Source organism: Klebsiella sp. BIGb0399 (genome assembly GCF_003752615.1).
In the GTDB taxonomy this organism is placed as follows: Bacteria; Pseudomonadota; Gammaproteobacteria; order Enterobacterales; family Enterobacteriaceae; genus Klebsiella; species Klebsiella lignicola.
The window spans coordinates 2,166,974-2,189,587 of the sequence record NZ_RKHT01000005.1; the positions used below are offsets into that span (position 1 = coordinate 2,166,974).

21 protein-coding genes are annotated in these 22,614 nt (G+C 56.3%); 3 read left to right on the forward strand and 18 right to left on the reverse strand.

The features are described from left to right. Window positions 1-38 precede the first annotated feature (38 nt). The 5 genes from glnB to purL all read right to left on the reverse strand — a co-directional run bounded on the left by glnB (window position 39) and on the right by purL (window position 8,465). On the reverse strand, window positions 39-377 hold the full coding sequence (glnB, locus tag EDF82_RS10465; protein WP_002914032.1) for a nitrogen regulatory protein P-II: 339 nt from the start codon (window positions 375-377) through the stop codon (window positions 39-41). A gap of 65 nt (window positions 378-442) precedes the next feature. Continuing rightward, a complete protein-coding gene (gene glrR / locus EDF82_RS10470) occupies window positions 443-1,780 on the reverse strand; it encodes a two-component system response regulator GlrR (RefSeq protein ID WP_123755400.1) in 1,338 nt (445 codons plus the stop codon). Next, window positions 1,767-2,471 carry a two-component system QseEF-associated lipoprotein QseG gene (gene qseG, locus EDF82_RS10475; protein WP_187043014.1) on the reverse strand — a complete coding sequence of 235 codons (705 nt, stop codon included), beginning with the start codon at window positions 2,469-2,471 and terminating at the stop codon, window positions 1,767-1,769. Before qseG ends, glrR begins: the two co-directional genes overlap by 14 nt. Window positions 2,472-2,488: 17 nt before the next feature. Further along, the gene (locus EDF82_RS10480; RefSeq protein WP_123755402.1) at window positions 2,489-3,925 is read right to left on the reverse strand and encodes a HAMP domain-containing sensor histidine kinase; all 1,437 of its coding nucleotides are present in this window, start codon (window positions 3,923-3,925) and stop codon (window positions 2,489-2,491) included. Window positions 3,926-4,577: 652 nt separating this feature from the next. Beyond that, window positions 4,578-8,465, reverse strand: a complete 3,888-nt coding sequence (gene purL / locus EDF82_RS10485) for a phosphoribosylformylglycinamidine synthase (protein ID WP_123755538.1) — start codon at window positions 8,463-8,465, stop codon at window positions 4,578-4,580. A gap of 174 nt (window positions 8,466-8,639) precedes the next feature. Here purL and mltF point away from each other — a divergent pair, with 174 nt between their 5' ends. Continuing rightward, window positions 8,640-10,253 (forward strand): membrane-bound lytic murein transglycosylase MltF, encoded by a 1,614-nt coding sequence (gene mltF, locus EDF82_RS10495; protein ID WP_123755404.1) that lies wholly within the window; start codon window positions 8,640-8,642, stop codon window positions 10,251-10,253. Here the strand turns inward: mltF and tadA are convergent, their stop codons facing one another. Together tadA and yfhb are read right to left on the reverse strand one after the other, a co-directional pair. Then, window positions 10,254-10,760 (reverse strand): tRNA adenosine(34) deaminase TadA, encoded by a 507-nt coding sequence (tadA, locus tag EDF82_RS10500; protein WP_222618214.1) that lies wholly within the window; start codon window positions 10,758-10,760, stop codon window positions 10,254-10,256. It abuts the gene before it with no gap. Window positions 10,761-10,818: 58 nt separating this feature from the next. Beyond that, entirely contained in the window at window positions 10,819-11,454 is a 636-nt protein-coding gene (gene yfhb, locus EDF82_RS10505) for a phosphatidylglycerophosphatase C (RefSeq protein ID WP_123755406.1), read from the reverse strand. Window positions 11,455-11,674: 220 nt separating this feature from the next. Between yfhb and EDF82_RS10510 the strand changes: the two genes are divergently transcribed. Together EDF82_RS10510 and EDF82_RS10515 are read left to right on the forward strand one after the other, a co-directional pair. Then, window positions 11,675-12,523, forward strand: coding sequence for a MurR/RpiR family transcriptional regulator (locus tag EDF82_RS10510; protein WP_123755407.1), 849 nt, complete (start codon window positions 11,675-11,677; stop codon window positions 12,521-12,523). Window positions 12,524-12,579: 56 nt separating this feature from the next. Continuing rightward, entirely contained in the window at window positions 12,580-12,840 is a 261-nt protein-coding gene (locus tag EDF82_RS10515) for a YfhL family 4Fe-4S dicluster ferredoxin (protein WP_123755408.1), read from the forward strand. Window positions 12,841-12,858: 18 nt separating this feature from the next. Here EDF82_RS10515 and acpS read toward each other — a convergent pair whose 3' ends face one another. From acpS to rpoE, 11 genes are all read right to left on the reverse strand, one after another. Further along, entirely contained in the window at window positions 12,859-13,239 is a 381-nt protein-coding gene (gene acpS, locus EDF82_RS10520; protein WP_123755409.1) for a holo-ACP synthase, read from the reverse strand. Further along, window positions 13,239-13,970, reverse strand: coding sequence for a pyridoxine 5'-phosphate synthase (pdxJ, locus tag EDF82_RS10525; RefSeq protein WP_123755410.1), 732 nt, complete (start codon window positions 13,968-13,970; stop codon window positions 13,239-13,241). The genes acpS and pdxJ overlap by 1 nt, the downstream gene beginning before the upstream one ends. An 8-nt stretch (window positions 13,971-13,978) precedes the next feature. Continuing rightward, window positions 13,979-14,719, reverse strand: a complete 741-nt coding sequence (recO, locus tag EDF82_RS10530; RefSeq protein ID WP_123755411.1) for a DNA repair protein RecO — start codon at window positions 14,717-14,719, stop codon at window positions 13,979-13,981. A gap of 11 nt (window positions 14,720-14,730) precedes the next feature. Then, window positions 14,731-15,636, reverse strand: a complete 906-nt coding sequence (gene era, locus EDF82_RS10535) for a GTPase Era (RefSeq protein WP_123755412.1) — start codon at window positions 15,634-15,636, stop codon at window positions 14,731-14,733. Further along, the gene (gene rnc / locus EDF82_RS10540; protein WP_123755539.1) at window positions 15,633-16,313 is read right to left on the reverse strand and encodes a ribonuclease III; all 681 of its coding nucleotides are present in this window, start codon (window positions 16,311-16,313) and stop codon (window positions 15,633-15,635) included. Before rnc ends, era begins: the two co-directional genes overlap by 4 nt. A 295-nt stretch (window positions 16,314-16,608) precedes the next feature. Continuing rightward, window positions 16,609-17,583, reverse strand: a complete 975-nt coding sequence (gene lepB / locus EDF82_RS10545) for a signal peptidase I (RefSeq protein WP_123755413.1) — start codon at window positions 17,581-17,583, stop codon at window positions 16,609-16,611. Between the two features lie 16 nt (window positions 17,584-17,599). Beyond that, the gene (gene lepA, locus EDF82_RS10550) at window positions 17,600-19,399 is read right to left on the reverse strand and encodes a translation elongation factor 4 (RefSeq protein ID WP_123755414.1); all 1,800 of its coding nucleotides are present in this window, start codon (window positions 19,397-19,399) and stop codon (window positions 17,600-17,602) included. Between the two features lie 186 nt (window positions 19,400-19,585). After that, entirely contained in the window at window positions 19,586-20,065 is a 480-nt protein-coding gene (gene rseC / locus EDF82_RS10555) for a SoxR-reducing system protein RseC (RefSeq protein WP_123755415.1), read from the reverse strand. Continuing rightward, window positions 20,062-21,018, reverse strand: coding sequence for a sigma-E factor regulatory protein RseB (gene rseB / locus EDF82_RS10560; protein ID WP_123755416.1), 957 nt, complete (start codon window positions 21,016-21,018; stop codon window positions 20,062-20,064). Before rseB ends, rseC begins: the two co-directional genes overlap by 4 nt. Next, a complete protein-coding gene (gene rseA / locus EDF82_RS10565) occupies window positions 21,018-21,668 on the reverse strand; it encodes an anti-sigma-E factor RseA (RefSeq protein WP_123755417.1) in 651 nt (216 codons plus the stop codon). The genes rseB and rseA overlap by 1 nt, the downstream gene beginning before the upstream one ends. Window positions 21,669-21,699: 31 nt before the next feature. Further along, a complete protein-coding gene (rpoE, locus tag EDF82_RS10570) occupies window positions 21,700-22,275 on the reverse strand; it encodes an RNA polymerase sigma factor RpoE (RefSeq protein ID WP_004866461.1) in 576 nt (191 codons plus the stop codon). Window positions 22,276-22,614: the final 339 nt, after the last annotated feature.

The window sequence follows — 22,614 nt, forward strand, 5'->3', positions numbered from 1 at the left end:
CGAACCTACCGGGGCTACAGATCTATGCGGTCTTACATTTAAATCGCGGCGTCGTCTTCTTCGCCGGTACGAATACGAATCACGCGGGCCACGTCGAAGACGAAGATTTTACCATCACCGATTTTACCGGTCTGGGCGGTGCGGATAATGGTATCCACACAGGTATCGACGATATCGTCAGTGACCACAATTTCAATTTTCACTTTCGGCAAAAAATCCACCATGTACTCTGCACCGCGGTACAGCTCGGTGTGGCCTTTCTGACGGCCAAAGCCCTTCACTTCCGTTACCGTCATCCCGGTGATGCCGACTTCGGCCAGCGCTTCACGCACGTCATCCAGTTTGAAAGGTTTAATAATCGCATCAATCTTTTTCATGGTGTTCCTGTCTTTGTCGCGTAACCGGTTGCTTACCGTATCATAGCTTGCGTTATGTTGCGGAGCTACTCTTTAAAGTCGTTGGCGTCGAGCTCATGGCGCGACAGCAACTTATAAAATTCAGTGCGGTTACGCCCCGCCATTCTGGCGGCGTGGGTGACGTTACCTTTGGTAATTTGCAGTAATTTGCGCAGATAGTTCAGCTCAAACTGATTACGCGCTTCAACGAAGGTTGGCAACGCGGTGTTTTCCCCTTCCAGCGCCTGCTCCACCAGCGCATCGCCGATCACCGGTGAGGTCGTCAACGCGACACACTGCTCAATCACGTTCACCAGCTGGCGCACGTTACCGGGCCACTTGGCCGCCATCAGCCGTTTCATCGCATCGGTGGAAAAGGCGCGGACAAACGGCTTATGCCGATCGGCAGACTGACGCAGCAGGTGGTTCGCCAGCAGCGGAATATCTTCAGCACGCTCGGCCAGCGGCGGGATCTTCAGATTCACCACGTTCAGGCGGTAAAACAGGTCTTCACGAAACTCGCCGCGCGCCATCGCTTTTGGCAGATCGCGGTGGGTCGCCGAGATAATCCGCACATCGATATCGATATCGCGGTTGCTGCCCAGCGGGCGCACTTTCCGCTCCTGCAACACCCGCAGCAGCTTGACCTGGAGCGCCACCGGCATATCGCCGATCTCATCGAGGAACAGCGTCCCGCCTTCCGCGGCCTGGAACAGCCCTTCCCGGTTGCTGACCGCGCCGGTAAAAGCTCCGCGCGCATGGCCAAACAGCTCGGACTCCAGCAGCTGTTCCGGCAATGCCCCACAGTTGATGGCGACAAAAGGTTTGTCGTGGCGCGGACTGGCGTTATGAATCGCCTGGGCGACGATCTCTTTCCCGGTACCGCTCTGGCCGTTAATCAGCACGCTGACGTCCGACTGCGCCACCATCCCGGCCTGCTCCAGCAGGCGCTGCATCAGCGGACTGCGGGTAACAATCGCCTGGCGCCAGCGCTCATCCGTGACCGGCGCGCTTTGCTCAAGTGCATCATCGATGGCTTTATACAGCGCGTCTTTGTCCACCGGCTTGGTCAGAAAACCAAATACCCCTTGCTGGGTGGCGGCGACCGCATCGGGAATCGAACCGTGGGCGGTGAGGATGATAACCGGCAGCCCCGGCTGTACTTTCTGAATTTCGCTGAACAGCTGCAGGCCGTCCATCTCATCCATGCGCAGGTCGCTAACCACCAGTTCGACTTTATCGCGGGCCAGGATTCGCAGCGCCTCAGGGCCGCTTTCGGCGGTGACCACGCTGTATCCTTCGCTGGTTAAGCGCATACCCAGCAGCTTTAACAGGCCAGGATCGTCATCCACCAGCAGCAAATGGGCGGGTTTACGGATCGTCATGGATCACCTCCGGTACTTTATCGCTTCCGTGACTGCCGTCGGTATTAAAATTGCCGCCAGGTTTGCGACTGGAGAGCTGACGTTCGATATCGGTCAGGTTTTCCAGCTTGCGTGTTGTCAGCTCCAGTTGGCTGCGCAGCTGCTCTTGCTGGAGGCGCAGCGCCTCTAGTTCGGCATCGCTGGACTGTTGCAGCTTCGCATAGCGCGCACGCTCTTCTACCAGCTGAAGCTGGCGGTTCTGGCCATCGAGCCACAGCTGATACAGAGGACGCACCTGCACCGCAATGTGCGCGCTGTAGGTATTCAGGCGAGACACCACGTCGCGGCGCTCGTTGGGGGTGATTTTGGCATCCGCCAGCAGGATCCCGCGCTTAAACGCGTCCTGCCAGTTATTATCGCCGTGAAGCCGGGCTTCAGCCCGCGCCTGCACCGGCGCCAGACGGTCGGCACAATCAATCCCGCGTAGCCAGTACAGCGGGTTTTTATCGCTGGCCTCGCTCTTCAGCGACCAGATGTCGGCACAATCGACCGCGAGAAAATCCGCAACCTGATGCTGCGGCAGTTCAGGTTGCGCTTTGTCATTTGCCGTGTGCGGCGAAAAAGAAGCGGAACATCCCGTCAGCGCCAGACATGCGATGCCGCACAGCAAGCGTCCTTTGACAGCACGAACCACTGCGAAAAAGTGGGACATATTCACCCGTTGTTGATTCATGTGTTGGTTTTTCCCGACTCAGCGGCGGGCAGCGTGATGCGAAAACAGATATACCCGGGTTCATCCTCTTCCAGGCTCAGTTCTCCCTGCATTTGTCGGACGCAGTCCCGGGCAATACTCAGTCCCAGACCGCTTCCCTTCACCGCCCCTTTACGCTGATGACTTCCCTGATAAAACGGCTCGAAAATCATGTTTTTTTCCGCAGGCGGAATCGGTTCGCCGCTGTTGATCACGTCAATACGAACCTGCTCGCCATGCCGGTAACTATGGAGACGAATGTTACCGGATTCAGACCCATAGTGCACCGCATTGGAATAGAGATTATCCAGCACGCTGATGAATAATGCCGGGTCCGCCAGACAGGTCCGTTCCTCTAGCTGAATCTCGGTATGCATCATTTTAGCCCGGGCGGGCAAACTGTGGGCTGCCACAACGTTTTCAACCAGCTCTGCCAGATTCACGCGCTCACGCGGGACCGGGCCATCCGCCTGTTTGCGGTTGTAATCAAGCAGTTGCTCAATCAGTTTTTGCAGATTGCGGCTGCTGCTATCCAGAATTTCGACAATCTCCTGCTGCTCAGCGGTCAACGGCCCGGCCACGCGGTCTGCCAACAGCTCGGTCCCCTCGCGCATGCTGGCGAGCGGCGTTTTCAGCTCGTGGGAGAGATGGCGCAAAAACTGATGGCGCTGCGATTCCAGCCATGCCAGGCGTTCGCTCAGCCAGATAATGCGCTCCCCGACGGAACGTAGCTCGCGCGGGCCGGTAAACAGTGCCGCGTTGTCCAGCGACTTCCCTTCCCCCAGCCGGTTAATCATCCTCTCGATCCCTTTTACCGGACCGATAATCATGCGGGTGAACAGCAGGACCAACGCCAGGCTCAGCAAAAACAGCACCAGCGCCTGCCAGCCGAAGAACTGCCCGCGTTCAGCAATCTCCTGCTGCAGCTGTTGTCCGCGTGAGTACACCACCGTCCGGGTGGCCTGCACCATTTCGCTGTTCGCCGCGGCAAAGGCTTCCAGGCTGGCCCCGGATTTGGCATCCGGGCTGCTGTTGCTGCACTTTAGCTGGGCCAGATCGCTTAACGCCTGGCTCAGCGCCTGCCAGATTTTTTCATCCGGCAGTACGCCGGCATGGGCATCCAGCATTTCGCTGTAGCGTTTGCGCTGGTTCTGATACACCTTCGCCAGCGTGGGGTCGTCCAGCACACAGTACTGCCGGTAGCTACGCTCCATTTCCAGCGAGGCGTTGACCATCGCTTCGCTGCGTCGGGCATCGATCAGCGTCGTACGGTTGATATGCGCCGCCTGGGCGCTCAGCGCATTCAGGCTCTGCCAGGCCTGCCAGGCTAATACCAGCAGCGGCAGCAGAATCAGCACAAAGGAGAGCGTGACCAGTTGACGCAGGGAACGAGGGAAAAGAGAGATACGCTTCAAGGCCTGGGGTCTCAATGATTAGCTCATAACGATGCCGGGTGAAGACATCACAGCGTGACAGGTACTGGCAACCGTGCTGTCGTCAGGAAGGTCACAATATATACCCTAATGCGTTCAAGTTGTAGGAAGGCGATGGGTGACCTTGCCAGGTGAAGTACCGCAGATATAACAAAGCCAGGCAGATGCCTGGCTTTGTTAAGGAATAAGGCGGTGCCTAACTCGACGTTTCGCCCGATGGCTGATAAAGCTAGGCTATTATCAATAGTTGGACGGCAGGCACCTTGTTGTGCGTCATTCGAAGTTTATGTAGCGCGTCCCGAAGGGGCTGACATAAGAAGGTGAATGAGCCACTGGTTATTATTATGCAGTAACTGTGCCACATTGCAAAACAATTTATTAACACAATGAAATATAATATATTTTTAATACTTTTAGCTGTTGACTGATACGGTCGTTTTTTATTCACAGTGTCGTCATTTAGCAACACCTTATTGCCGCTTTATCTATATCATTTAAAATCAATTACTTAAGTGTCGCTAATTGGCGACACCACTTCCTGGCGTTTGTCGGCGATCCCCGACACCTGAAAGCGACCACTATCACAAATAAAAAAGCCCCCGGTCAAAACCGGGGGCTTAATACGTGTCTGCGGTTAACCCAGCTGTTTACGCGCGTTGCGGAAGATGCGCATCCACGGGCTGTCTTCGCCCCAGTTTTCCGGGTGCCAGGAGTTGGCAACGGTACGGAATACACGCTCAGGGTGCGGCATCATAATCGTCGCGCGACCACTTTCGCTGGTTACCGCGGTGATACCGTTGGCTGAACCGTTCGGGTTCGCCGGGTAACTTTCCGTCACCTTACCGAAGTTATCGACAAAGCGCAGCGCCACCAGGCCTTTGCTCTCAAGCTGCGCCAGATGCGCACTGTCACGCACTTCCACCTGCCCTTCACCGTGGGAAACGGCAATCGGCATCATGGAGCCCACCATCCCCTGCAGCAGCAGAGACGGGCTTTGCGTCACTTCAACCAGGCTGAAGCGCGCTTCAAAACGGTCGGAGTAGTTGCGCACGAAGCGTGGCCACAGGTCGCTCCCCGGGATCAGCTCGCGCAGGTTAGACATCATCTGACAGCCGTTACACACGCCCAGTGCCAGGGTCTGCGGACGATGGAAGAAGGTGGCAAACTCATCGCGCACGCGTTCGTTGAACAGGATGGACTTCGCCCAGCCTTCACCCGCACCCAACACATCACCGTAAGAGAAGCCGCCGCAGGCCACCAGCGCCTGGAAATCAGCCAGTCCGGTACGGCCGGCCAGCAGGTCGCTCATGTGCACATCGATGGCATCAAAGCCCGCGCGATGGAAGCCAGCCGCCATTTCAACATGCGAGTTGACGCCCTGCTCGCGCAGCACGGCTACTTTCGGACGCGCGCCGGTTGCGATATACGGTGCGGCAATATCTTCGCTGATATCGAAGGAGAGCTTAACGTTAAGGCCCGGATCGTTATCGCGGCTTTTCGCCTCGTGTTCGCTATCGGCACACTCCGGGTTATCGCGCAGACGCTGCATCTGCCAGGTGGTTTCTGCCCACCACATACGCAGCGTGGTGCGGCTTTCGCTGAACACCGGCTGGTCATCCGCAGTGATAACAAAACGGTCACCCGCCGTCGCCTGGCCCAGGTAATGGACGCAATCTGCCAGACCATGAGAAGCCAGCAGGGCTTCCACCGCCTCGCGATCCGCCGCGCGAACCTGAATCACCGCGCCCAGCTCTTCGTTAAACAGCGCCGCCAGACGATCGTCGCCCAGCGCGGCGATATCGGCCGTCAGGCCACAGTGGCCGGTGAAGGCCATCTCGGCCAGGGTCACCAGCAGACCACCGTCAGAGCGGTCGTGGTACGCCAGCAGCTTACGTTCCGCTACCAGCGCCTGCATCGCATCCCAGAAGCCCTTCAGTTGGGCAACATCGCGAACGTCGGCCGGCACATCACCCAGCTGACGATAGACCTGCGCCAGAGCGGTGGCGCCGAGCGCGTTGTGGCCTTTGCCTAAATCAATCAGCAGCAGGGCGTTATCTTCTGTGGAGAGCTGCGGCGTCACGGTATGACGGACATCTTCCACACGGGCAAACGCGGAAATCACCAGCGACAGCGGCGAGGTCATCTCGCGCTGCTCGCTGCCTTCCTGCCAGCGGGTTTTCATCGACATCGAGTCTTTACCCACCGGAATCGTCAGGCCCAGGGCCGGACACAGCTCTTCACCCACCGCTTTCACCGCTTCATACAGGCCGGCATCTTCACCCGGGTGACCGGCTGCGGCCATCCAGTTAGCGGAGAGTTTCACACGATTCAACGCCCCAATTTGCGTCGCCGCAACGTTGGTCAGCGCTTCACCCACCGCCAGGCGGGCAGAAGCGGCAAAGTCGAGCAGAGCAACCGGCGCACGTTCGCCGATAGCCATCGCTTCACCGTAGTAGCTATCGAGGCTGGCGGTGGTCACCGCGCAGTTCGCCACCGGGATCTGCCACGGCCCGACCATCTGATCCCGTGCAACCATGCCGGTGACGCTACGGTCGCCGATGGTCACGAGGAAGGTTTTTTCCGCCACCGCAGGTAAATGCAGGACGCGATTGACGGCATCAGCCACGGTAATAGGCTGGCGATCCAGCGCTTCGCCTTTGACTTTCAGGGTCTGCACGTCGCGGGTCATTTTCGGCGTTTTACCCAGCAGCACGTCCAGCGGCAGGTCGATCGGCTGGTCGTTGAAGTGGGAATCGCTCATGTTGAGGTGCAGCGCTTCGGTGGCCTCGCCGATCACCGCATAAGGTGCGCGCTCGCGGCGGCACAGCTCATCAAACAGCGGCAGCTGCTCTGGCGCAACCGCCAGCACATAGCGTTCCTGAGATTCGTTACACCAGATTTCCAGCGGGCTCATGCCCGGCTCATCGCTGAGGATATCGCGCAGCTGGAATTTACCACCGCGTCCGCCGTCGCTCACCAGCTCCGGCATGGCGTTAGACAGGCCGCCCGCGCCGACGTCGTGGATAAACAGAATCGGGTTGTCGTCGCCCAGCTGCCAGCAGCGGTCGATCACTTCCTGGCAACGGCGTTCCATTTCCGGGTTATCGCGCTGTACCGAGGCAAAGTCGAGGTCGGCATCGGACTGACCGGAAGCCATTGAAGAGGCCGCTCCGCCGCCCAGGCCGATATTCATCGCCGGGCCGCCCAGGACAATCAGTTTCGCACCCACGGTGATCTCGCCTTTCTGCACGTGTTCGCCGCGGATGTTACCGATCCCGCCAGCCAGCATGATCGGCTTATGATACCCACGCAGCTCTTCGCCGTTGTGGCTGGTCACTTTTTCTTCATAGGTACGGAAATAACCGTTCAGCGCCGGACGACCAAATTCGTTGTTAAACGCCGCGCCGCCTAATGGGCCATCGGTCATGATATCCAGCGCGGTAACGATGCGCTCCGGCTTCCCGAAGTCTTCTTCCCACGGCTGTTCAAAACCAGGAATACGCAGGTTCGATACCGAGAAGCCCACCAGGCCCGCTTTCGGCTTCGCCCCACGCCCGGTCGCCCCTTCATCACGGATTTCACCGCCGGAGCCGGTCGCCGCGCCCGGCCACGGAGAGATGGCCGTCGGGTGGTTGTGCGTTTCGACCTTCATCAGGATATGTGCGTCTTCCTGATGGTAGTCATAGCGGCCCTTTTCGCGATCGGCGAAGAAGCGCCCTACCTGAGAACCTTCCATGACTGCCGCGTTATCTTTATAGGCGGACAGAACGTAATCCGGCGTCTTTTCGAAGGTATTTTTGATCATCTTAAACAGCGACTTCGGCTGCTGTTCGCCATCGATGACCCAGTCGGCGTTAAAAATCTTGTGACGACAGTGCTCGGAGTTCGCCTGGGCAAACATATACAGCTCGATGTCGTTGGGGTTACGCCCCAGCGTGGTAAAGGCGTCGAACAGGTAGTCGATTTCGTCTTCCGCCAGCGCCAGCCCCAGACGGAGGTTAGCGTCAATCAGCGCCTGACGACCCTGACCCAGCATATCGACGCTGGTGACCGGCGTCGGCTGATGCTGAGCGAACAGCTGCTCACCCGCTTCCAGCGCATCAAAGACGCTTTCCATCATCCGGTCGTGAAGTTCGCTCGCGACGGTGGCCCACTGCGCTTCGCTCAGAGTGCTGGCTTCGACATAGTACGCCACGCCGCGCTCAAGGCGCACAACCTGCGACAGGCCGCAGTTATGGGCGATATCGGTAGCTTTAGAAGACCAGGGGGAGATGGTGCCAGGGCGGGGAGTGACGAGCAGTAATTTACCGGTTGGGGTATGGCTTTTTAAATCAGGGCCATACTTGAGCAGTCGCGCCAGACTCTCTCGTTCGTCGCCGCTTAACGGCGCGCTCAGATCGGCAAAATGAACATACTCTGCATATATAGTGCTAACCGGCAGGTTCGCCGCCTGGAAACGTGCCAGCAGTTTATTAATTCGAAATGCCGACAGTGCAGGTGAACCACGCAAAATTTCCATCATAAGTCTCTCGTCTTCGCAGCTTTCAATATGAGCCAGGGGGGAAACGGGCGCCATTATAGTGAATCCTGAGCCGCGACGAAACCGTTTGCGTGGAAATAAAATGATTCCCCTGGTTTATCAATTAATGTGACCGCACTCGCGAATAAGTTGCCAACTGGCGCATTCTTAAGCAAAATGCCGCTCATTCGACGTCTGTCTTTTCCCTATTCCGCTAATAGCCTGCTGAGGAACTCAGAGCTGCAGAAGATTAACTATCTGAAAAAACTGAAGATTAATTATCTGCTTATCGGCATTGTGACCTTACTGCTGGCGGCCGCCCTGTGGCCGTCGATCCCGTGGTCCGGCAAGCCGGAGAACCGCGTGGCCGGGATTATCGCCCGCGGCGAGCTGCGTATCAGCACCATCAATTCACCGCTGACCTTCGCCACGATCAATGACAAAACCTATGGGCTGGATTACGAGCTGGCAAAACAGTTCGCCGACTACCTCGGGGTGCCGCTGAAAGTGACCGTCCGCCAGAATATCAGCCAGCTGTTCGACGACCTGGACACCGGCAAAGCCGATATGTTAGCCGCCGGGCTGGTCTACAACTCGGAGCGGGTCAAAAACTACCAGCCCGGACCGAGCTACTACTCCGTATCCCAGCAGCTGGTTTATCGGGTCGGCAGCCTGCGGCCGCGTAACCTTGCCAGCCTCACGGCTGAGCAGCTGGCCATCGCCCCAGGTCATGTTGCGATTAACGATCTGCAGGCGCTGAAAGATCATAAATACCCGGACCTCGGCTGGCGTGTGGATGAAAAGCGTGGCACCACCGCGCTGATGCAGGCGGTGATTGACGGCGAGCTCGATTACACCATTGCCGATTCGGTGGCGATCAGCCTGTTCCAGCGCGTTCATCCGGAGCTAGCCGTTGCGCTGGATATCAGCGACGAGCAGCCGGTCACCTGGTTTAGCCTCAAGAGCGAGGACAATTCGCTTTCCGCCGCGATGCTTGATTTCTTCGACACCATGAATGAAGACGGCACTCTGGCGCGGCTGGAAGAGAAGTACCTTGGGCACGGCAACGATTTCGATTATGTCGATACCCGTACCTTCCTGCGCGCCGTCGAAAATGCCCTGCCCGGTCTGCAGCCGATGTTTGAAAAGTATGCCCGTCAGATCGACTGGCGTCTGCTGGCGTCCATTGCGTGGCAGGAATCACACTGGGATCCGCAGGCCACCTCGCCGACCGGGGTTCGCGGGATGATGATGTTGACCAAAAACACCGCCCAGAGCCTGGGGTTGACCGACCGAACGGATGCAGAGCAAAGCCTCAGCGGCGGCATGCGTTACCTGCAGGATATGATGGGCAAGATACCGGATTCCGTCCCCAAAGATGAGCGGATCTGGTTTGCCCTCGCGGCGTACAACATGGGTTACGCCCATATGCTGGATGCGATTTCGTTGACCAAAAAGCAGAAAGGCAATCCCGACAGCTGGGCGGACGTGAAGCAACGCTTACCGTTGCTTAGCCAGAAACCCTATTACAGCAAGCTGAAATACGGCTACGCGCGCGGCCACGAGGCGTACGCGTATGTCGAAAACATCCGTAAATATCACATCAGCCTGGTGGGCTACTTATCCGAGAAAGAGAGAAAGGAAGCGCAGAGGCTGGCGATGGCCGGAGACTATCCGGCGGTGATGCCGGACGAACTGGAGCAAGCGCCACGCACGATTCCTTTTTTCCAGTATCACGCCGAGTCTTTAGTCGACAACGCCAGGATGAAAATCCCCGGCCTGGGGCACTAACTACACGTCTTCGCCAGAGCGCGCCTTTTTCAGCGCTTTTTTCTCTTCGCGACGCCAGCGGAAAAAGTCACTGAGCATTCCCGAGCACGATTCCGCCAGGATCCCTTCGCTGACCTCGACCCGATGATTCATTCCCGGATGATGTAAGACGTCGATAAGCGATCCGGCCGCGCCGGTTTTTGCATCCCGGGCACCAAATACCAGCCGTGAAATCCGGCTATGCACCATCGCACCGGCACACATCACGCACGGTTCGAGCGTGACATACAGCGTGGCATCAATCAGTCGGTAGTTTTGCAGGACCATTCCGCCCTGACGCAACGCCATAATTTCAGCATGCGCCGTCGGATCGTGGCGCCCGATAGGACGGTTCCAGCCTTCACCGATAACCTGATTATTGTGCACCAGCACGGCCCCTACCGGTACTTCGCCCTCTTCCCAGGCACGTTTCGCCAGCGTTAATGCGTGACGCATCCAGTATTCATCGTTTAGTTCATGGTCAGACAAAGCGGGCACTCCTGCGGAAAAAGCGGGGCGCATTATACATGGCAACCGGCATTACACACTATTCTAACTGGTGAAGATCGCCCTGCGGCGTGACGCGCCAGCGGTGCTGGCAAAAACAGAGCAACGGGTTGTCCTGCTCGCTGTCGCTGTAGCCGCTGTACAGCTGCAACGGCGCACCGATTTTCTGCTCCAGTTGGGCGACTTTTTCATGTCCCAGGCAGCGTAGAGTTAGCCCCCAGCCGCCGCAACGGCGCTCCATCCGGCTGGCGATAACATTCACTCTCGTCAGCCAGGGGGTATCAAAATAGACCTGCTCAACCAGCGACTGGGGCGAGCCGGTAATCAACCAGACCTCGGCATCGTGATGGTCGAGGTAGTCCGTCAGCCGGGCCTGCACCACCGGGAACGCGGTCACCCGCTGGCGAAACCAGCGGACGAAACCGGCCTCTAGTCGCTTCAGGGCGCGCTCGCTGCGCCCGAAGGTGGCAGCCCACAGCAGCAGGCTCATTGGCCAGCGCGCCGCCCGACCGCTGACGGTTAATCCCAGCAGGATTGCCGGCGACATGAGGATCACCAGCGGGACATTCAACGGCTGGTGACGCAAGACATAGCGCAGGAAACTGCCGAACATATCTTGTTGATGTAACGTTCCATCGAGATCAAAAAAAACCACTCGCCGCGTGCTGCTATTCAAAACCGACCTCTTTCTTTAGCAAATATCGTAGCTGATGCCGTTAGCTTAACAGCCTTATCTCGTGAACAGAGAAAACATCTACGGACGTTAACCCTGGGTTAAGGCTATTTTCCTGGAATCAATAAATCTCAGCGGTAGAATTTTTAATTCGCTGTATTCCTCTTATAATCGAATACAAAATTCTTTCAGCAGAGGGCGAAGGTTGTCCTGAGGAAAACCGATGAACTGTTTAATCCGCATTCGCCAGCGCTATCCATCGCTGGCGGCAAGCGACAAAAAGCTGGCAGACTTTATTCTGGCTCAGCCTGACCAGACCCGCCACCTCAGTTCGCAGCAGCTGGCTGGCGAGGCCGGCGTCAGCCAGTCCAGCGTCGTGAAATTCGCGCAGAAGATGGGGTTTAAAGGTTTCCCGGCACTGAAGCTGGCCTTAAGTGAAGCGCTGGCCAGTGCGCCCGATCCACAATCGGTTCCGGTGCATAACCAGATCCGCGGTGACGATCCGCTGCGCCTGGTGGGCGAGAAGCTGATCAACGATAACGTGGCCGCGATGCACGCTTCGCTGGATGTCAACACCGAAGAGAAACTGCTGGAAGCCGTTGCGCTGTTGCGCCACGCCCGCCGGGTGGTGATCACCGGGATCGGCGCATCCGGGCTGGTGGCACGTAATTTCGGCTGGAAGCTGATGAAAATCGGTATTAACGCCGTTTCCGAACAGGATATGCACGCCCTGCTCGCGACCGTGCAGGCGATGTCATCCGACGATCTGCTGGTGGCGATCTCCTATTCTGGCGAACGCCGCGAGATCAACATGGCCGCCGGAGAAGCGCTGCGGGTTGGCTGTCGGATCCTGGCGATCACCGGGTTTACACCGAATGCGCTGCAGCAGCAGGCGACACAGTGTTTGTACACCATCGCCGAGGAGCAGGCGACGCGCAGCGCCGCGATCTCCTCCACCAGCGCGCAAATGATGCTCACCGATCTGCTGTTTATGGCACTGGTTCAGCAGGATCTTGAACATGCGCCGGACCGGATCCGCCACAGCGAGGCGCTGGTGAAAAAACTGGTGTGAGCAGAAAATGGGCGTATAATGCCCGCCCTGTTTGTGATGTTTCTGAGAATTTCCTGATGGCGCTGTTAATCACCAAAAAATGCATCAATTGCGATATGTGCGAACCGGAATGCCCGAATGAGGCGATTTCGATGGGTGACAGCATCTATGAAATTAACAGCGACCGCTGCACGGAGTGCGTGGGCCACTATGAGACGCCCACCTGTCAGAAAGTGTGCCCGATCCCCAATACGATTCTGAAAGACCCGGCACACGTCGAAAATGAAGAGCAGCTGTGGGATAAGTTTGTCCTGATACATCATGCGGACAAAATCTGACGCTGCTCCCCGCAGGCGTTAACTCTCCACGATGACCGTAGCACAAGCGTAATGTCGCTCATCCGCCAGGGTCACGTGGATGCTCCTGACCCCCATACGCTGTGCCAGATTCTGCGCTTCGCCCCATAGACGCAGGCTGGGTTTACCGAGCTCGTCGTTGTACACCTCGAACTGATTAAACGCCAGACCGTTGCGGATCCCAGTTCCCAGGGCTTTCGCCGCCGCCTCTTTAACCGCAAAGCGCTTCGCCAGAAAACGGACCGGCTGCTGGTGCTGCTGCCATATCAGCCACTCGTTGTCGCTGAGCACGCGCCGGGCAAGGCGATCGCCGCTACGGGCAATCACCGCTTCTATCCGAGCAATTTCAACAATATCGGTTCCCAGCCCCAGAATCGCCATTACGCGCGGGCTTCCTGCATCAGGCGTTTCATCTCGGCAACGGCCTCTTTCAGGCCGCTCATCACCGCCCGACCGATGATCGCGTGGCCGATGTTCAGCTCGTGCATTTCCGGAATGCGGGCAATCGCTTTGACGTTGTGATAGGTCAGGCCGTGGCCAGCATTCACCTTCAGACCGAGGCTTGCGGCAAAGGTCGCGGCGGTCGCGATACGCTGCAGCTCTTTTTCCTGTTGGGCGTCGCTTTCGGCGTCGGCGTAGCAGCCGGTGTGAATTTCAATATAGGGAGCGCCAACGTCTGCTGCGGCCTGAATTTGCGCTTCATCGGCATCGATGAACAGAGAGACCAGAATCCCGGCATCGGCCAGACGTTTGCAGGCATCGCGCATTTTTTCGCGCTGACCGGCCACATCCAGGCCGCCTTCCGTCGTCACTTCCTGACGCTTTTCCGGCACCAGGCAGCAGAAATGCGGTTTGGTGTCGCAGGCGATGGTCAGCATCTCTTCGGTGACCGCCATCTCAAGATTCATGCGGGTGTCCAGCGTCTGGCGCAGCACGCGCACGTCACGGTCGGTAATGTGGCGGCGGTCTTCGCGCAGGTGGACGGTAATGCCGTCAGCCCCGGCCTGCTCAGCGATAAACGCCGCCTGTACCGGGTCCGGATAAGCGGTGCCGCGCGCGTTACGCAGTGTCGCGATATGGTCAATATTGACCCCTAACAGTAATTCAGCCATGACAATCCTCATTGATCGTTATTCGTTTTATCTGCTCGCGCCGCGCGTGCGGGCATAAACTGGCGAAACAGCTCCCGACTCTTCAGCGGTTTACCGCCAAGATACGGCTTCAGGGCGATACGGGTAAAGCGCTTAGCGGCACGCAGCGCATCGCTGTCCGGAAACTCCCGGTTCGCCAGCGCTTTCAAATGGTGCCCGGTAAAGGTGTTGTTATCAATAACCACGCTGGCGATAAAGCCTTTTTCTTCACGGTAGCGGTAGGTCATGGTGTCATCGACCGCGTCGCCGCTGCCGGCGCAGTGGAGAAAATCGACGCCGTAACCCAGATGCCCCAGCAACGCCAGTTCAAAACGGCGTAATGCCGGCTCCGGCGTGCCGCTTGCGCCCGCCAGCGCCTGAAGACAGTGCAGGTAATCGAAAAAGAGTTCGGAAAAGCGCGTTTCATGTTCCAGCACGCGGGAGAGGAGTTCATTCACATACAGCCCGCTGTAGAGCGTGATACCGCTGAGCGGCAGGGCCAGTGAAACCGCTTCGGCATTGCGTAACGTTTTGACGTCGCCGCGGCCGCCAAAGCGAAGTAATAAGGGGGTAAAAGGCTGGAGAGCGCCTTTGAGGCTGGAGCGTTTGGAACGTGCGCCTTTAGCTACAAGGCGCACGCGGCCGGATTCTTCCGTGAAGACGTCCAGCATCAGGCTGGTTTCGCTCCAGGGACGACTATGCAGGACGAAAGCGCGCTGCCAGCCTTCCATCAAAATAGCGCTTAGTGATCGTCGCCGTAACCGAGACTGCGCAGCGCGCGTTCGTCATCAGCCCAGCCGGATTTCACTTTCACCCACAGTTCAAGGTGAACCGGCGCTTCAAACATATCCTGCATGTCTTTACGGGCTTCAATACCGATGGTTTTGATTTTGGCGCCTTTGTTGCCAATCACCATCTTCTTCTGCCCTTCACGCTCAACCAGGATCAGGCCGTTAATATCATAACCGCCACGTTCGTTGGTCTGGAAACGTTCGATTTCTACCGTCACAGAGTACGGCAGTTCTGCGCCAAGGAAACGCATCAGTTTTTCACGGATGATTTCTGAAGCCATAAAGCGCTGTGAACGGTCGGTAATGTAATCTTCCGGGAAGTGATGAATCGCTTCCGGCAGATGCTTACGGACGATCCCGGCGATGGTATCGACGTTCATTCCCGTTTCTGCAGAAATCGGGACGATATCCAGGAAGTTCATCTGGCTTGCCAGGAACTGCAGGTGCGGCAGTAAATCCGCTTTTTCCTGCACGTTATCGACTTTATTGACCGCCAGGATCACCGGCGCTCTGGCGTCACGCAGTTTGCCCAACACCATTTCGTCATCGGCGGTCCAGCGGGTACCTTCAACCACGAAGATAACCAGCTCAACGTCGCCAATCGAGCTACTCGCCGCTTTGTTCATCAGGCGGTTGATAGCGCGTTTTTCTTCCATATGCAGGCCCGGGGTATCAACATAGATTGCCTGATACGGCCCTTCCGTGTGGATGCCGACAATACGGTGACGCGTCGTCTGCGCTTTGCGCGAGGTGATCGAAATCTTCTGCCCAAGCAGATTGTTCAGCAGTGTGGATTTACCCACGTTCGGGCGGCCGACAATAGCGACAAACCCGCAATAACTTTTTTCGTTGCTCATTCCAGCTCCAGTTTTTTCAGCGCCTGTTCGGCGGCAGCCTGCTCCGCCTTGCGACGGCTGGAACCTGTGCCAACCACTGGTTCACTCAGGCCGCTGACCTGGCAGTGGATAGTAAATTCCTGATCGTGGGCTTCGCCACGCACCTGCACCACCAGATAAGACGGCAGCGGCAGATGGCGACCCTGCAGATACTCCTGCAAACGGGTCTTCGGATCTTTTTGTTTATCGCCCGGGCTGATTTCGTCCAGACGAGTTTGATACCAGCTCAGAATCAGGCGCTCAACGTTCTGGATATCGCTATCGAGGAAAATCCCGCCGATCAGTGCTTCAACGGTATCTGCCAGAATAGATTCGCGACGGAAACCGCCGCTTTTCAGCTCACCCGGCCCAAGGCGCAGGCACTCACCTAACTCAAACTCACGGGCGATTTCCGCCAGCGTGTTGCCTCGAACCAGCGTGGCGCGCATGCGGCTCATGTCACCTTCGTCAACCCGAGGGAAGCGGTGATAGAGCGCATTCGCGATCACAAAACTCAGAATTGAGTCACCCAGAAACTCCAGGCGCTCGTTGTGCTTGCTGCTGGCACTGCGGTGAGTTAATGCCTGTTGCAACAGCTCCTGATGATGGAAAGTGTAGCCCAGCTTCCGTTGAAGCCGATTAATTACGATGGGGTTCATGCGATACCAATAAATGAATGCGTCAAAAATGCAGCACACGAAACCGACCTGGGCAGCTCTGTCTCATAGTAGATTGCCTGTGCGCAAACCTGTCGCCTTTCTGCAACCCAACTTATTTCAGAGTAAAATCAACCAACGCGGTTTCGTGTGCAGTGTCACTCTTACGAGAGACAACCAAAACTTCGGGGGGATATTCTATACGCAACGACAAGGGATGTCGTTAGTTTGAATAGATTTAAATATTAAATAATTCACGCTGCCGTATTGCGACGGCAGCGTGAATAAGGCAGGGGAATTAGTGGATGCTGCCAATACGTGATAAACGCACGCCGGTCGGCCACTCACCTTCCTGTTTTTCGAAGCTCATCCAGATTGCCGTAGCTTTACCCACCAGGTTCGCTTCTGGCACAAAGCCCCAGTAACGGCTGTCGGCGCTGTTATCGCGGTTGTCACCCATCATGAAGTACTGACCCGGCGGCACAATCCAGGTCGCCAGCGGCAGACCCGATTGATGGTAGTACATGCCGACCTGATCCTGAGCGATCGGAACGGTCAGAATACGGTGAGTCACCTCGCCGAGCGTCTCTTTACGTTCGGTCAGGCGGACACCATCTTCTTTGGTCTCGCCCTTCGGCAGTTGCCAGAACCCGCTGGTCGCTTCACCACCGTTACGGCGCGAGAATGTCTGAACGAAATCGCTCGGCTCAACGTTGGAGTAAGTAACCGGCAGCGCGCTACCACAAGCCTGGCCGGAACTGCAGCCTGGCTGGATGGTGACCTGCTTGGTCAACGGATCGTAGGTGACCTTATCGCCCGGCAGCCCGACAGCACGCTTGATGTAATCCAGGCGCGGATCTTCCGGGTATTTAAAGACCACGATATCACCGCGTTTGGGATGACCGGTTTCGATCAGCGTTTTCTGGTAGATCGGATCTTTAATGCCGTAGGCAAACTTCTCAACCAGAATAAAATCGCCAATCAGCAGCGTTGGCATCATTGAACCTGATGGAATCTGAAACGGCTCATAAATAAATGAGCGAACCACCAGAACAATAGCCAGTACCGGAAATACCGAGGCTCCCGTTTCCAGCCAGCCCGGTTTCGGGCCCACTTTCTTCAGCGTTTGCTTGTCGAGGCTATCGCCTGTCGCAGCCTGAGCCGCGGCCTGACGTTCACGACGCTTCGGCGCAAAGATGAATTTATCCAGACACCACAACAACCCTGTGACCAGGGTTGCGATCACCAGGATCAGGGCAAACATGTTCGCCATGCCAACTCCTTAATGGTTATTTGCCGTCTTTACCGACGTGCAGAATGGCAAGGAACGCTTCCTGCGGCAGCTCAACGTTACCCACTTGCTTCATACGTTTTTTACCGTCTTTCTGCTTCTGCAGCAGTTTTTTCTTACGGCTGACGTCACCGCCGTAGCATTTCGCCAGCACGTTTTTACGCAGCTGCTTGACGGTAGAACGGGCAATGATGTGGTTGCCGATCGCCGCCTGAATCGCAATATCGAACTGCTGGCGTGGGATCAGCTCTTTCATCTTCTCTACCAGCTCACGACCACGGTACGGCGCGTTATCGTTGTGAGTGATCAGCGCCAGCGCATCAACACGCTCGCTGTTGATCAGCACGTCCACGCGGACCATGTTGGAGGCCTGGAAGCGTTTGAAGTTATAGTCCAGCGACGCGTAGCCGCGTGACGTTGACTTCAGACGGTCGAAGAAATCGAGAACCACTTCCGCCATTGGAATTTCATAGGTCAGCGCCACTTGTTTACCGTGGTAAACCATGTTGGTCTGCACGCCACGCTTCTCAATACACAGGGTGATAACGTTACCCAGGTATTCCTGCGGCAGCAGCATATGACACTCGGCGATCGGCTCACGCAGTTCCTGAATGTTGTTCAGCGGCGGCAGCTTGGACGGGCTATCGACATAGATAACCTCTTTCGCGGTGGTTTCGACTTCGTAGACGACCGTCGGCGCAGTGGTGATCAGATCCAGGTCATACTCGCGTTCCAGACGCTCCTGAATGATTTCCATGTGCAGCAGGCCCAGGAAGCCGCAGCGGAAGCCGAAGCCCAGCGCCGTGGAACTCTCCGGTTCGAAGAACAGAGAAGCATCGTTGAGGCTCAGTTTGCCGAGCGCATCACGGAAGCTTTCGTAGTCATCAGAGCTGACCGGGAACAGACCGGCATACACCTGCGGTTTGACTTTTTTAAAGCCTGGCAGCGCTTTGTCTGCCGGGTTACGCGAGGTGGTCAGGGTATCGCCAACCGGCGCACCAAGGATGTCTTTAATGGCGCACACCAGCCAGCCAACCTCGCCGCATTTCAGCTCGGTACGGTCAACCTGTTTTGGCGTAAAGATGCCCAGACGGTCAGCATTGTAGACTTGTCCGGTGCTCATGACTTTGATTTTGTCGCCTTTACGCATGGTGCCGTTTTTAATACGCACCAGCGACACTACGCCGAGGTAGTTATCGAACCAGGAGTCGATGATCAGCGCCTGCAGCGGGCCATCCGCGTCACCTTCCGGTGGCGGGATATCGCGTACCAGACGTTCGAGAACGTCAGGAACACCGATGCCGGTTTTCGCCGAGCAGCGCACAGCATCAGCTGCATCAATGCCGACAATGTCTTCAATTTCTTCGGCTACACGCTCCGGGTCGGCAGCAGGCAGGTCGATTTTGTTGAGGACCGGAACCACTTCCAGATCCATTTCCATAGCGGTATAGCAGTTGGCCAGCGTCTGGGCTTCTACGCCCTGACCGGCATCGACCACCAGCAGCGCACCTTCACACGCGGCGAGAGAACGTGACACCTCATAAGAGAAGTCGACGTGGCCCGGCGTGTCGATAAAGTTCAGCTGATAGGTTTCGCCATTGGTCGCTTTATAATCCAGGGTGACGCTCTGCGCCTTAATGGTGATGCCACGCTCACGCTCAAGATCCATGGAGTCCAGTACCTGGGCTTCCATTTCACGATCGGAAAGGCCACCGCAAATCTGGATGATACGGTCAGACAACGTCGATTTACCGTGGTCGATATGAGCGATGATTGAAAAGTTACGTATATTCTTCATATTTAGAGTTAATTTTGCCTTACGCGAATCATGAGGCCGCTGTTCTGTGCCTGACGTTTTTTAATCCGAAAACGCCGCATTCTACACTACATCCACGAAACCAGGAAATGCTCTTACCAGCAGCATAACCGTAACAAATGGTGAGTGGGTCTGAGCGTGGCTAATAAAAAATAAAGGCCAGTGGAATCACTGACCTGGCTCTGAAGAGGGTGTCTCTGTACGCAGTAAATCCGGTGGCAGGCCCACGCTAATGATGACGGGTTGCCACGATTGACGAGCGGCTAATCCTGGAGAAAGTCCGCGCGCAATCAGGAATCCGCCAACGCCACCGAGCACCGCACCACACAGTGACGCGAAGTCATTGGCAAACAGCACCTGAAAAATGGAAGCCACCACAAACAACCCGACCAACGGCGCCATATAGACTAAAACCGCAGAGCCCAGCAGGCTGCTTTCGGCAATTCCCAGCTCAACTTTCTGCCCGGCGGACAGCGGCTGGTCGCTGGGAACGCTAATGGTATGGCTGGTTTGCGGTCCCAGCTTGTTCAGCACCCGACTGCCGCAGCCGGCACGCGAAGCGCAGCTGCTGCAGGAGGCTTTAACGTCGCAGTGCACCTGCGCCATGCCATTTTGCCAGGAGACGACCGTGGCCCACTCTTTAATCATTGTACTGCCTTGAACTTGATGCTGTCGGAGATGCGTTTAGCCGTTTGCGGCGGCATTTCGCCGACTACGGTAATCTCTGCGTTATCGCGTACCGTCGTGCTCACGGTACGACGCCCGGTGCGTAGCAGCTGATCGCTGCTGGTTGACGTGGCGCGACTAACGTTAACAGAGAAACTAAACAGCCCGTCCGAATAGAGGCGGGATTCAACCGGACCGTCAATCGTTGGCAGACGGCGTTGGCTGCTGGAGACTTCCGAAACCCCTTGCGGTAGCCAGGTTGGTGCCCAGTTAAAGTTGGCTTTATCGCCCCCTTCCGGCACCGACAGCTGCGGAGGCAGGCTCGCTTTTGCTAGCGTCTCCATACTGCTGCTGACTTTATCGCCAACGCTAAACGAGACGACCCGGAACTGCTCGAGGGTTTCCCCGTCGCGGTCGAGCAAATCAACCCGCATCGGCAGTTTCGTTTCGGCATCCAGCCAGACAATATAGCTATAGCGTGTGCCATCGCGCGCGACCACACGAATCACCTCGCATAAGCGATCGGCAATACGGGTACGGCCAACGGAAATGAAGTCGTAGTAGGAGGCCAGCCGCTTGAAGTCGGTGTAAGCCAGCGACGGTAATGAGTCGACAATGTAGTCGCCATTCAGCGTGAAGGGGTCAAGCCCAGGTTCAAAATAGCTGATTTCATTACCACGCAGCACAACTTCCCGGCGTGGGCCATCGAGTTGTAGCAGCTGTGCGAGAGGTTGATTGTTAAGGCGCGCGTGACGATAACGCAGCGACTCAACGCCCTGTTTGTTAATGCTGACAAAAGACAGCTCGTAATTCAGGGACTGGCTGGCCAGGTTCATTTGCTGCAACAACGCCCCGGACGATGTATCAGCCGAGGCGTTGACAGAGAAGAACAGGCTGCCTGCCATGAGCGACATGGCACACCAAAGTTGCTTCATTACTGCGATTGCGTTCCTAATGTTTGATAACCTGGCACCTGAACAGCGGCTTGCTGAGTCTGGGCTTGCCCAAACTGAAGCTGCTCTGCGTGCAGGCGGCGCTGCAGTTCATAGTCCTGCAGCATAGCATTAATGCGGCGACGTTGTTCTTGCACCTGCGCCTGCTGACCGCTTCCTGCAGACGCATCTGCTGGAACGCCAAGGCTAACCGGGCTGGCTTTACCCATCATCGGCATGGTGTTGAACACCGGTGCTTCAGGTTGCTGAGATGATTCGTTCTGCCCATTATACTGCTGAACGCCAACGATAACAGCAAGCGATACGCACGCAGCCACACCCATCTGAGTCAAAGAGCTGGCCCATGGGCGGACTTTTTGCCAGAAAGGCATCTGGCGCCACTGATGTGGAGCCGGCTGAGATTCAGGAATAAGCGGCACCGCCTGGCGAACAGGTTCGTTTTCAATGGCGGCCATAACGCGGGCTGAGATATCAAAATGGAGCATCTCAGCGGTATCGCCTCGCAGCGAATCACGAATGAGATGATAGCTCTCCCAGGTCTTTTGCATTTCAGAAGAACGGCTCAGCTCATTGAGCAGCTCGTTATCCAGCGATTCACCATCCATTAAAGCCGAAAGTTTTTCTTTCTGCATGCCTGATACCCTTTTCAGTATTCCGCTATCGTCAACGCCTGATGAGCGGTTGAACTTTATTATCAATAGCTTCTCGTGCCCGGAAAATACGCGAACGTACGGTCCCTACCGGACAATCCATGATAGCGGCTATCTCTTCATAGCTCAGGCCATCAAGCTCCCGCAATGTAATTGCCATGCGTAAATCTTCCGGGAGCGATTCAATGGTACGAAAAACTATTTGTCTCAGTTCTTCTGACAACATTAAATTCTCAGGGTTCGAAATTTCTTTCAGTGCCCCACCACTTTCGAAGTTTTCTGCCTCATTGGCGTCAACATCGCTGGACGGTGGGCGGCGCCCCTGAGCTACCAGATAATTCTTCGCCGTGTTGACGGCGATACGATATAACCAGGTATAAAAAGCACTATCTCCCCGGAAGGACTCCAGCGCGCGCCATGCTTTTACGAACGATTCCTGAACGACATCAGGGATATCGCCCGGTGGCACGTAGCGGGAAACCAGGCTCGCAACCTTATGCTGATAGCGTACCACCAGCAGATTAAACGCCTTCTGATCTCCTTTCTGGACCCGTTCAACGAGGACCTGATCCGTTAACTGCTCGCTCATCCGAGGTAATGTCTCCCCAAACCCAATTCCCATGCGCCTTCAAAGCACTACCCAATCACTGCATTATGAGCAAGCAGACGATTGGAGTGTCTGAAAACAATAAAGTTCCGTTACGCTTTTGTTTTTTGTCTGGCAACGGCGGACAATTTGTTATCTCTCATTATAAGTCCCGCAACTCAACGCCAGGTAAGATGATGAAGAAAAAGCGTAAGGTCCGCCAGAAGGGTAACGTAACATCGTTTTTATTTCACTATAAAATCTGAAGCTAACGATCTGCTTCGCAAATATTTTCTCTCCTTTACCTGAAGGCCGCTCCGCGACCCGATGTTTAGTCTCCGC